Origin of the sequence: Actinokineospora sp. PR83, assembly GCF_021056305.1 — a bacterium.
Lineage (GTDB): Bacteria > Actinomycetota > Actinomycetes > Mycobacteriales > Pseudonocardiaceae > Actinokineospora > Actinokineospora spheciospongiae.
Genome location: NZ_JAJCXD010000004.1, coordinates 1 through 11277, shown reverse-complemented (window position 1 = coordinate 11277; position 11277 = coordinate 1). Strand labels below are relative to the sequence as shown.

Annotated in this window: 7 protein-coding genes and 1 rRNA gene; 4 read left to right on the top strand and 4 right to left on the bottom strand. The window is 72.6% G+C overall.

The genetic code is table 11. The annotated features are described in order from the left end of the window. Positions 1–358: 358 nt before the first annotated feature. From L6E12_RS01105 to L6E12_RS01095, 3 genes are all read right to left on the bottom strand, one after another. Positions 359–1909 (bottom strand): MFS transporter, encoded by a 1551-nt coding sequence (locus L6E12_RS01105; RefSeq protein ID WP_236225969.1) that lies wholly within the window; start codon positions 1907–1909, stop codon positions 359–361. 1 nt (position 1910) lies between these two features. Continuing rightward, on the bottom strand, positions 1911–2621 hold the full coding sequence (locus L6E12_RS01100; RefSeq protein WP_236225968.1) for an LppX_LprAFG lipoprotein: 711 nt from the start codon (positions 2619–2621) through the stop codon (positions 1911–1913). Between the two features lie 97 nt (positions 2622–2718). Next, positions 2719–3678, bottom strand: a complete 960-nt coding sequence (locus L6E12_RS01095; protein ID WP_236225967.1) for a GlxA family transcriptional regulator — start codon at positions 3676–3678, stop codon at positions 2719–2721. Between the two features lie 71 nt (positions 3679–3749). Here L6E12_RS01095 and L6E12_RS01090 point away from each other — a divergent pair, with 71 nt between their 5' ends. Both L6E12_RS01090 and glnA read left to right on the top strand, forming a co-directional pair. Beyond that, the gene (locus L6E12_RS01090; RefSeq protein ID WP_236225966.1) at positions 3750–5042 is read left to right on the top strand and encodes an MFS transporter; all 1293 of its coding nucleotides are present in this window, start codon (positions 3750–3752) and stop codon (positions 5040–5042) included. Between the two features lie 16 nt (positions 5043–5058). After that, on the top strand, positions 5059–6402 hold the full coding sequence (gene glnA / locus L6E12_RS01085; RefSeq protein ID WP_236225965.1) for a type I glutamate--ammonia ligase: 1344 nt from the start codon (positions 5059–5061) through the stop codon (positions 6400–6402). Here the strand turns inward: glnA and L6E12_RS01080 are convergent. Next, positions 6369–6773 carry a hypothetical protein gene (locus tag L6E12_RS01080; RefSeq protein WP_236225964.1) on the bottom strand — a complete coding sequence of 135 codons (405 nt, stop codon included), beginning with the start codon at positions 6771–6773 and terminating at the stop codon, positions 6369–6371. The two genes, glnA and L6E12_RS01080, sit on opposite strands and share 34 nt — an antisense overlap. Before the next feature lie 371 nt (positions 6774–7144). Between L6E12_RS01080 and L6E12_RS35230 the strand changes: the two genes are divergently transcribed. Both L6E12_RS35230 and L6E12_RS01070 read left to right on the top strand, forming a co-directional pair. Next, positions 7145–10645 carry an FkbM family methyltransferase gene (locus L6E12_RS35230; protein ID WP_236225963.1) on the top strand — a complete coding sequence of 1167 codons (3501 nt, stop codon included), beginning with the start codon at positions 7145–7147 and terminating at the stop codon, positions 10643–10645. A gap of 476 nt (positions 10646–11121) precedes the next feature. Further along, positions 11122–11277: ribosomal RNA gene (locus L6E12_RS01070) — 16S ribosomal RNA — on the top strand; the annotation flags it as partial.

Sequence of the window (11277 nt, the reverse complement as noted above, 5' to 3'; positions counted from 1 at the left end):
GGCGATCAGCTCTCGATGAGCAGCGCAGCCACCCACTCACGGCCACGTACGACGAATGCCTCCGGCACCCACCGCGTAGGCGGCCGGCCCACCGAGCGCCACGGTTCGGCCAGGCCGCCCGCAACCCCCCGTCCCAGTCCTCGGTCGAGGAAGAACTCAAGCGATGGCGCTGGAGGCGCGGCACAAGGTTTCGACTTGCCGGGGTGTCAGGTCGTACTCGTACCCAACGGATTCGAAGGATTCGCCCGCCTGCCGGAGTTCGACCACCGACCCGGCGGGGACCTTGTGTCCCAGTCGATGAACCGCAGGCAGTCGTCCCGGTGGACGAAGGGAAGTGACGGCCATCCCCGGCGTGGAACTACTGTGGATCACTCGTTTCGGGGGTCGGTCGGGGCTTGATCAGCAGGGCCAGGGCGGCGCCCGCGGCGCAGACCACCGCCGTGATCAGGAAGATCTCCGTGTACTGGGTGAGCAGGGCCGAGTGCAGTGCCGCCTGGTAGTCGGCGATCTCCTTGGCCGCGACCGCCGGGTCCTTGCCGAAGGGCAGGGGGACGTTCAGGTTCGCCGTCAGGGAGTGGAAGCGGTGCAGGCCCCACGCGGAGAGGGCGGCCACACCGACCAGCATGCCGGTCATCCGGGCGACGACCACGGCGGCGGCGGCCACGCCGTGGCGTTCGGTCGGGACCGCGCGCAGGACGGCCGCCGAGAGCGGGGCGATGACCAGGCCCAGGCCGAGGCCCGCGACGACCAGGTCGGTGTCCACGTGGGACAGGCCGGGGAACCAGCCCGCGGCCAGGGGGTCGGCGGGCCAGGAGGACATCAGCAGGTAGCCGACCGCCGCGACGGCCATGCCGACCACCGACACCGGGCGGTCGCCGACGCGGCCCGCCAGCCAGCCGCCCGCGACCGCGCCGATCGGGAGGGCGACCAGGAAGCGCAGGAGCAGGAACACCCCGCCCTGGTCGTCGCGGCCCAGGAGGGTCTGGGCGAACAGGTCGACGTCGACCAGGGTGACCATCAGGGCCGCGCCCGCGGCGACCGAGACGCCCAGGGCGGACAGGAAGGGGCGCATCGCCACGCCCGCCGGGTCGATCAGGCGGGTGCGGGCGCGGCGCTCCCACAGCAGGAACAGCACCAGGGCCACCGCCGCCCCGAGCAGCGTCGGCAGACCCCACGACGGCAGGACCGCCGTGCGCGGGTCGGGGTTGTAGAGGCCGACCACGGCCAGGCCCAGCGTCACCGCCAGCAGCACACCGCCGACCACGTCGACCCGGACCCGCTCGGCGGTGGCGGCCCGCTTCGGCACGGTCAGCTGCACCGCCACCATCGCCAGCACGGCCAGCGGCACGTTCACCCAGAACACGCCGCGCCACCCGGTGATGCCGAACGCGTCGGACCACAGCGGCAGGGCCGCCACGGCCACCCCGTAGAGGGGGCCGAGCACGCTGCCCAGCTCCTGCGCCCCGCCGACGGCACCGAGCACGGTCGACCGGTCGCGCTCGCTCCACAGGTCCGCCGCGAGCGCCATGGTGACCGGCAGCAGCGCACCGCTCGCCACGCCCTGCACCACCCGCCCGGCGACCAGCGTCGTCAGGTCGCCGGACAGGGCCGTGATGACCGACCCGGCGGTGAAGCCGAGCAGGCACGCCTGCAGCAGCGGGCGGCGCCCGAACCGGTCGGAGGCCTGACCCAGCAGCGGCATCGCGGCGATGTAGCCGAGCAGGTACCCGGTGACGATCGGGGTGACCTGCTCCAACCGGTTGATCGGGATCCGCAGGTCGGTGATGATCTGCCGCAGCACGCTGACCACCACGTAGGTGTCCAGCGCGCCGAGCAGCACCGCGAGGCCGCCCGCGCCGATGGCGATCGAGCGGCCCCGCAGGCGGGGCGCGGCGGCGGTGGCGGTCACGTCAGTTCGGCGGGGTGATCGTGACCGGCTTGCCGATCTCCGACAGCGACAGGTCCACGGTGGCCTTCTGGTCGCCCTGCGGCACCTCCACCGTCGCCTTGACCGGGTCGCGGGTGTCGTTGTCGCGCACCCAGATCGACAGGTCGACGTCGCTGCTCACCCCGGGCACCACCCGGGAGACGACGTCCTTGGCGACCCGGCCGTTGACCTTGAACGCGTCGACCCCGTCGACGGTCTCGCGCTTCTCGGTCTTCGGGTCCTGGATGTTGCCCAGCACGTTCGCCACGCCCCGGTCCGGGTCCAGGATCGCCGACGGGTCGTAGATGTTGGTGACCAGCGAGGCGTCGAGCTTCTGGTAGCCGCCCGTGGGCCCCTGCAGGTACAGGTCGTCGGGGGTCAGCACGAACTTGCCCTCGATGAGCTGGCCCAGGATGGTCAACTTGACCGTGCCCTGCGCCCCGCCGCCGCCGAGGCGGGTGATGTCGCCGTCGGCGTTCTGCACCGGGATGGCGTTGACCGTCCCGTTGACCTTCAGCGAGAAGTGGGCGGACTCGATCTTCCTCGTCGCCTCGGTGGCGGACTTCAACAGCGCTGCCCCGTCGGGCAGGGTGCTCGTCTGCCCACCGGGCGTCGAGCCCCCGTTCGACGTGCAGCCGGACACGAGCACCCCGACGACCGCGAGTGCTCCCAGGAACCTTCGGCGCGTGACCATGGGAGGGATCGTAGGGGGGATCGGCTGAGGGCGGGGAAAACTGTCCACAGGCGGTCCCGACCTGCGGAAAAGTGCTCAACCGGTGAGTGGGTGGCTCTCAGGGGGCGCGGAAAGTCCTGCGGTAGGCCAGCGGTGGCACACCGATCGTGGCGCGCAGGTGCTGCCGCAGCGACGCCGCACTGCCCAGACCGGACTCCGCGGCCACCCGGTCGATCGGGAAGTCCGTGGTCTCCAGCAGGTGGCGGGCGTGCCGCAGGCGCTGCTGGACCAGCCACGCCCCCGGGGACAGACCGGTCTCCGCGCGGAAGTGACGGGAGAACGTGCGCACGCTCATCGACGCGCGCGCCGCGAGGGTCGCCAGCTCCAGCGGCTCGTGCAGGCGGGTGAGCGCCCACTCGCGGGTCGCGGCGGTGCCACCGGTGTCGGCCGGGGGCAGCGGGCGGTCGATGAACTGCGACTGCCCGCCGTCGCGGTGCGGGGGGACGACGCAGTGCCGGGCCGCGCGGTTGGCCGCGGCGCTGCCGTGGTCGGTGCGCACCACGTGCAGGCACAGGTCCACGCCCGCGCCGAGGCCCGCGGAGGTCAGCACGTCGCCCTCGTCGACGAACAGCACGTCCGGGTCGAGGTCCACGCGCGGGTAGAGGGCGCGGAACTGCTCGGCGTACCGCCAGTGGGTGGTGGCGCGGCGGCCGTCGAGCAGGCCCGCGGCGGCCAGCACGAACGCGCCGGTGCAGATCGACATGACCCGCGTGCCCGGCCTGATCAGGGCGAGCGCGTCGGCCAGCGGCCCGTCGAGGACCCCGCGGTGGCGCGGACCCGGGGCCATCGTGCCGGGCACCACCACGGTGTCGGCGGTGGCCAGCGCCTCCGGGCCGTGGTCGAGCAGCGCCCGGTAGCCGGTGTTCATCCGCACCGGTCCACCGTCGACGCCGCACACCACCACGTCGTAGAGCGGCTCCCGGTCCGGGCCGGTCGCCGAGCGCATGATCTGCGGCGGGATGGCCAGGTCGTAGCCCACGGCCTCGTCGACCGCCAGGACGGCCACCCGGTGCGTCATGGCCGGATCCTTCCACATGTTGGCGCTCAGGCCACTTCCGGCGGACCACCGCGACCCGCACCCTGTTCTGCGTGACCCGACTCGACGACGCCCCCGTCCGCCGCCGCCCGCACCGGGCCTGGTCCGTGGCCGCGGTGGCCTTCGTGGCGCTGGTCGGCGCCGCGGGCTTCCGTGCCGCCCCGAGCGTGCTCATCACCCCGCTGCACGACGAGTTCGGCTGGTCGACCGGCACCATCTCCGCAGCGGTGTCGATCAACCTGGTGCTCTACGGCGTCATCTCGCCGTTCGCCGCGGCGCTGATGGAGAAGCTCGGCATGCGCCGGGTGGTCACCGGGGCCCTGCTGCTGGTCGCCGCGGGCAGCGGGCTCACGGTGTTCATGACCGCGAGCTGGCAACTGCTGCTGCTGTGGGGCGTGTGCGTCGGCGTCGGCACCGGGTCGATGGCGCTGACGTTCGTCGCCACCGTCACCTCCCGCTGGTTCGTCAAGCACCAGGGCCTGGTCAGCGGTGTGCTCACCGCGGCGGGCGCGGCGGGCCAGCTCGTCTTCCTGCCGGTCGTGGCCCTGCTCGCGAGCGACCACGGCTGGCGGCCCGCGTCGCTGGCGGTGTCGTTCGCCGCGCTGGCCGTCGTGCCGCTGGTCCTGCTCGCCCTGCGCGACCACCCCCGCGACGTCGGCACCACCGCCTACGGCGCCGACCCCTCAGCCCCTCCCACGACCCCGGCCGCCAACCCCGGCCACGCCGCCACCCGCGCGCTCCGAGTCCTGCGCACGGCGGTGCGGAACCGGACGTTCTGGCTGCTCGCGGGCGGGTTCGCCATCTGCGGCGCCTCCACCAACGGCCTCATCGGCACCCACTTCGTGCCCGCCGCGCACGACCACGGGATGCCCGCCACCACCGCCGCCTCCCTGCTGGCCCTGGTCGGCCTGTTCGACATCGCGGGCACCATCGCCTCCGGCTGGCTCACCGACAAGGTCGACCCCCGGTGGCTGCTCGGCGCCTACTACAGCCTGCGCGGCGCGTCCCTGCTCGTGCTGCCGCACCTGTTCGCCGCCACCACCGAACCGCCCATGTGGGCGTTCATCGTCTTCTACGGCCTGGACTGGGTGGCCACGGTCCCGCCCACGGTCGCCCTGTGCCGCCGGGTGTTCGGCGCCGACGGCCCGGTCGTCTTCGGCTGGGTCTTCGCCTCCCACCAGGTGGGCGCCGCCCTGGCCGCCACCGGCGCGGGCCTGATCCGCGACCACCACGGCGGCTACGACCCGGCCTGGTACATCGCGGGCGGCCTGTGCGCGCTCGCCGCCGCCATGTCCCTGCGGATCACGTCACAGCGACAACCCGCAGGGGCGCCGGGGCCCTCCTAACATCTACGCTGCGCCCATGGATCGCCAGCAGGAATTCGTCCTCCGCACCCTCGAGGAACGCGACATCCGGTTCGTCCGCCTGTGGTTCACCGACGTGCTGGGCTTCCTCAAGTCGGTGGCGGTCGCGCCCGCCGAACTCGAGGGCGCGTTCGCCGAGGGCATCGGCTTCGACGGCTCGGCGATCGAGGGCTTCTCCCGCGTGTACGAGTCGGACATGATCGCCAAGCCCGACCCGGCCACCTTCCAGGTCCTGCCCTGGGAGACCCCGGAGGGGGAGCCCTACTCCGCCCGCATGTTCTGCGACATCGCCATGCCCGACGGCTCCCCCTCCTGGGCCGACCCCCGGCACGTCCTGCGCCGCACCCTGTCGCGGGCCAGCGAGGCCGGTTTCACCTGCTACGTCCACCCGGAGATCGAGTTCTTCCTGCTCAAGAACCTCCCGGCCGACGGCAGCGAACCGGAACCGGCCGACAACGGCGGCTACTTCGACCAGGCCTCGCACGCCAGCGCCACCCACTTCCGCCGCCACGCCATCGAAACCCTGGAGGCGATGGGCATCTCGGTGGAGTTCAGCCACCACGAGAACGCCCCCGGCCAGCAGGAGATCGACCTGCGCTACGCCGACGCGCTGACCATGGCCGACAACGTCATGACGTTCCGGTACGTGGTCAAGGAGGTCGCCCTCACCCAGGGCGTGCACGCGTCGTTCATGCCCAAGCCGTTCTCCGACCAGCCGGGCTCGGGGATGCACACCCACGTCAGCCTGTTCGAGGGCGACCAGAACGCGTTCTACAACAACGAGGACCCGTACGAGCTGTCGGACACCGGCAAGGCATTCATCGCGGGCCTGCTGCGGCACGCGCGGGAGATCTCGGCCATCACCAACCAGTGGGTGAACTCCTACAAGCGGCTGATCGTCGGCGGCGAAGCCCCCACGGCCGTGTGCTGGGGCCACGCGAACCGCTCCGCGCTGGTCCGCGTCCCGAACTACTCGCCGACCAAGTCCTCGTCGCGGCGGGTGGAGATCCGCTCCCTGGACTCGGCCTGCAACCCGTACCTGGCCTACTCGGTGATACTGGCCGCGGGCCTCAAGGGCGTCTCCGAGGGCTACACCCTCCCACCCGCCGCCGAGGACGACGTGTGGTCGCTGTCGGACGCGGAACGCCGCGCCGCCGGGTACGCGAACCTGCCGCAGAACCTGGGCGAGGCGCTCAACGAGATGGAGAACTCGGAGCTGCTGGCGGAAACGCTGGGGGAGCACGTGTTCGACTACTTCCTGCGGAACAAGCGCACCGAGTGGGACGCCTACCGGCGCAGCGTCACCCCCTACGAGCTGCGGACCCTGCTGCCCGTGCTCTGAGGCCCGCTGGAGGTGGCGCACCCAGAGGCCGCTTCCCTCGTACGTGCCCCGGTCGCGCTCCCGGTCGACCTCGGCCGGTCGAGCGCGCCGGGGACCGGGTACCGACCGCGCTCGCGCAGCCCGGTGAGGACCGTGCCCGCCAGGCCCGCCCCGGTGCGGTCCGGCCGGACCGTGGCCGAGACGATGTACGGGGTGCCCGGCTCGACACCCGCCGCGTGTTCGCGGACCGAGGCGGTGAGCGCGCCGTCGCAGCCCTCGGGCAGCGCGGTCCGGTCGCCGCCCCACTGCAGGACGACCGCCAGCACCTCGCCGTCCTGATTCCGAACCGGCCGCCACGAGCCACCCGGCCCGGCGAACTGCCCCGCAGCCACACGACCCGTCCACAGCCCGACCCGCCCGCTTGACATCCGGCGCGCGCCGCGGCAGGCGACCAAACCATCCCAAGCCCCCACCCTCCCGGGGGATTCGGGTCCGTGGGGCCATTCTACCGGCGGGGGTGGCGGGGGAGGGGTGGTGTTGATCTTCCTGTGGACAGGTCGTCGCGGGGGTCCACAGGTTTCCCGTTGCCCTTGACAGAGAGGAGCGATGCGCCACACAGGGCAGGAGGATCAGGACCGATGTGGCGTCCACCGGGGGAAACGCCGAGTGGGGGCCGCCGGTGGTGCTGCGCAGAGTTCCGGCGGACCACCCACACGAGTTCCCACCATCGCGCCCGGGTGGGGGAAGCCGTTAGGTTGGCCGGGTGGCAGACGTTGTCGGGACCCGGTCGTTGAGCGCCTGCACGGTCGTCGACTGCGCGCGGTTGGGCGCGGCTCGGGTGGCCGCCCGGACGTTCCGGGAGCAGCACCCCGGGGCGCGCTTCGTCATCCTCCTGGTCGACGGCACCGCCCCGGACACCCTCACCCCCGCCGAGCTGGGCATCGGCGACGCGGAACTGGCCGCGCTGGCCACCGGGCACACCGCCGCGGAAGCGTGCGCCGCCCTGCGGCCCCGGCTGCTCGAATGGCTGCTCGACGGCGAGGACGCGGTGCTGCACCTCGCACCGCAGGTCCGCGTGCACGCCCCCCTCACCCACGTCACCGACGCGCTCACCGACGCCGCCGTCGTCCTGGTGCCCAAGGCGCTGCGACCGCTGCCCGCCGACGGGCTGCAACCCGGGGCGGACGACCTGCTGGCCGCCGGGGTCTACGACGAGGGGTTCATCGCCGTCACCCACGGCGCCGAGCACTTCCTGCACGCCTGGGCCGAGGTCAGCCTGGCCACCCCGGCCCGCGCCGGGGTGTTCCTCGACGGGGCACCCGCACTGGTCGACCACCGGGTCCTGCGCGACCCCGGCCTCAACCTCTCCCGCTGGAACGCCGCCCAACGCCCCCTCGGCCGCGACGCCGACGGCAACCTGACCGCGGGCGGCCTGCCGCTGCGGACCGTCGACTTCACCGGGTTCGACCCGCGCAAACCCTGGCTCCTGACCGCCGAGCACGGCGACCACCCGCGCGTCCTGCTCTCCGAACACCCCCTCCTCAACCAGCTCTGCGCCGACTACTCCGAAGAAGCGGGCGAAGACCCGCCCACACCCGCGGTCGCGTTCGGCAGCCTCCCCGACGGCACCGCCCTCCCGCCCTCGCTGCGCGACGCGTACCGCGCCCAGAAACCGCCCGCCGCCGGAGCCGACCCCGCCGGGTTCCTGCGCTGGGCCTGCGAGGCGCCACCGAACCAACCCGACGCCACGCGGTGGGCGCTCTGCCTCTGGGAAGACGACCCCGACCTGCGCGAACGTTTCCCCGAACCGTTCGGCGCGGACGCGGGCGCCTACCGCGACTGGTGCGCCGCCGACGCCGTGAGCACCGGGCGGATACACCCGCGCGCCGTGCCGGGACAGGCCCCCGACGTCACCCTGATCGACCAGATCGGCGTGTCCGTCCTCGGCACCGGCCCCCTCGCCGACCGCCTCCGGCTGGCCGCCGACGCCTCCGGGCTGCCCATCTCCGACGAACCGGTCTACCCCGTGGTGCTCGCCTGCGCCGGGGCCACCGCCATACCCCGGCAGCGGCACGTCATCGCGGTCCGCGACGAGTACGGACCGGTGCCCGCCCGCGCCGACGAGCGCTGGCTGGTCTGGCCCGCCGCCGCCACCGCCCCCGACGGGGTGGCCACCCACACCGTGCCGCTGCCCGTCCCCGACCGGGGCGCCCGCGACGAACCCGCCCGCGACGAGGCCAGGCACGACCTCGGCCTCGGCACCGGACCCGCCTTCGTCGGCCTCGCCGACCAGGCCGACGACCTGCTCGCCGCCTTCCGCGCCGCCTTCCCCACCCGCGACGACGTGCGGCTGCTCCTGCTCGTCCCCGACGCGCTGGCCCGCACCGAGGCGGCCGAACGGCTGCGGCTGTTCGCCGCCCGCGAACCCAGGGTCCGCCTGATCACCAGGGAAAGCGCTTTCGCCACCGCCGTCGACGCCGCCACCTGGGCCGTCTCGGTCCACCAACCCGGCGACCCGCACGGCGCCCGGGTCAACCGGTGGCTCACCGACCTGTCCCTGCGCGGCGTCCCCCTGATCACCGTCGCGGGCGGGACCGGCGCCGAACTGCTCGGCGCCGACGGGTGCGTGGTGCTGCCCGTGGACGAGTTCGCCGCCGACACCATGATCGCCGGGGCCGTGCGCGACCTCGCCGACGACCACGCCACCGCCGACAAGGTCGGCTCCGCCGCCCGCACCCACCTCACCGAGGCACTCGCCCCCGCCGCGACCGGCGCGGCCGTGCGCAGGCGGGTCGAACTGGCCTACCGCAGGTGGCGGGCGGGCCGGGCACTGGCCACCGCCACCGAGGACGACCCGCTGCGCGCGCTGCGGGCCGCCCGGCACGCCCTCCTGCGCAGGCCGGACGCCGACGTCGGCTACAAGATCCCGATGGCCCCGCAGATGCGCCGGGCCGTGCTGCGGGTCCTGTCCCACTACGACAACCACCTCACCTCGGTGATGGGCTCGCTCATCGACGGCATCGAGCGGACCGCCGTCGAGCTGTACGAGCGGCAGGAACGGCTCGCCGCCCCGGGGGCGGGCACCGACGTCGACCTGCTGCGGGCCGACCTGGACCTGGTCGTCGAGCGCACCACCGCGATGGGCAGGCAGGTCACCACCGCCAACGAGGAGATCGCCCGACTGCGCGGCGACGTCACCGGCGGCGCCCGGGCGCTGGGTGAGCTGTCGTCGCGGGTCCGCGAGGCCGGGCAGCGCGCGGAGGTCTCCCCGGCCTCCGGGGACGAGGTGCGCAGGCTGACCGAGGCGCTGGCGGCGAGCACCGCGCGGATGGACGCGCTCGAAGCCCGGCTCGCCGAACGCGAAACCGCCCAGGAGAGCAAGCTCGCCATGGGGGCCTGGTCCGCCGACCAGGCCCTGCGGGCGACCGACGCCCTGCGCAGAGTCGTTGTGCGACAACAGGAACGCGCCAACCCGACCGACACCGCCAGTTCGCTCGTGCTGTGCGACGCCGGGCTGCTGCGACTGCCCGCGCGCGACAGCGTCATGTCGGCGGTGCTGTCGAGCAACGGGGTGTGGGAACCCGAGGTCGCCGAACTGGTCGACTCGCTGATCGAACCGGAGAGCGTGTTCCTCGACGTCGGCGCGTACGTCGGCTACCACGCCATCCGGGTGCTGAGCAGGCTCGGCACCAGCGGCACCGTTGTCGTCGTCGAACCCGACCCGGACGCACTGGAACTGTTGCGGCACAACGTGTCCGAGAACGTCGCCGAGTCGGTGGCCGAGCGGTTGGGCGTGCTCGCCGCCGCCGGGTGGGACAGCCCCACGCCCCTGGTCGGGGTGCCCTCGGCGGGGGGCGGGTACGCCGTGTCGCCCCGAGACCCGAAAACAGTGACCACGGACACACCGGGTGGAGTTGCGGTTGCCGGGGTCCGTCTGGACCGCGAACTCGACGCGCTGGAGGCCGCCCGGGGGCAGCGGTTGTCGGTCGTCAAGGTGGACGTCCCCGGCCGCGGGCACCGGGCCCTCGGGGGTCTGGTGCGCCGGTTGCGCAAGGACCGACCGCACGTGATCTTCGGGATCGACGGGGCTCTGACCAGCGCTTTCGGTGACGACCCCGCCGTCGTGCTGCGGGAGTTCCGGACGTGGGGCTACGAGCTGGTGCGCCTGGGCGAGACCACCGCCGTGGGGGTGGAGGAGGTGCTCGACGAGGTGCTCTCCGGGCAGGTGCGCACAGTGTGGCTCCGACCGGCCGCAAGCCGCTGACCAGCCGATTTGACTTTGAATTTCTACCTGCGTAACTTTCTCCATGTCGCACGGAGCGCCGGACAGGGAAGGCCACAGGGCCTGACCCGGACGGAGCCGGAAGACACCACCTGCTAGTCTGCTCCGGCAGGCCGACAGGGCCGGGACTTCCACCGGGTCGAGCGGATTTGACATCGCGAAACGGACCGGGTAACGTTCTGCGGCGTTGCGAGACACCGAAACCCACCGGGTAAGGACCAAGCGGTCCTCCACGGCCGGGCGCGGATCGAGCAAAACCTAACTTGCAATACCAGCCTCGGATGAGGCCGCGCCTGATCAGGGTCGGTTGAGTCGGATGTGCGTGTGTTGTTTGAGAACTCAACAGTGTGCCGATTTAAGCCAGTAGAGCTTAATATCATGAAACCCTGTCAGGGGTTTCCTTTGAGATGAATTGATGCCAGTTTGGTGTCTTTTTGTCAGGCAAGAACACTCATTCATTATTGGAGAGTTTGATCCTGGCTCAGGACGAACGCTGGCGGCGTGCTTAACACATGCAAGTCGAGCGGTAAGGCCCTTCGGGGTACACGAGCGGCGAACGGGTGAGTAACACGTGGGTAATCTGCCCCGTACTCTGGGATAAGCCTTGGAAACGA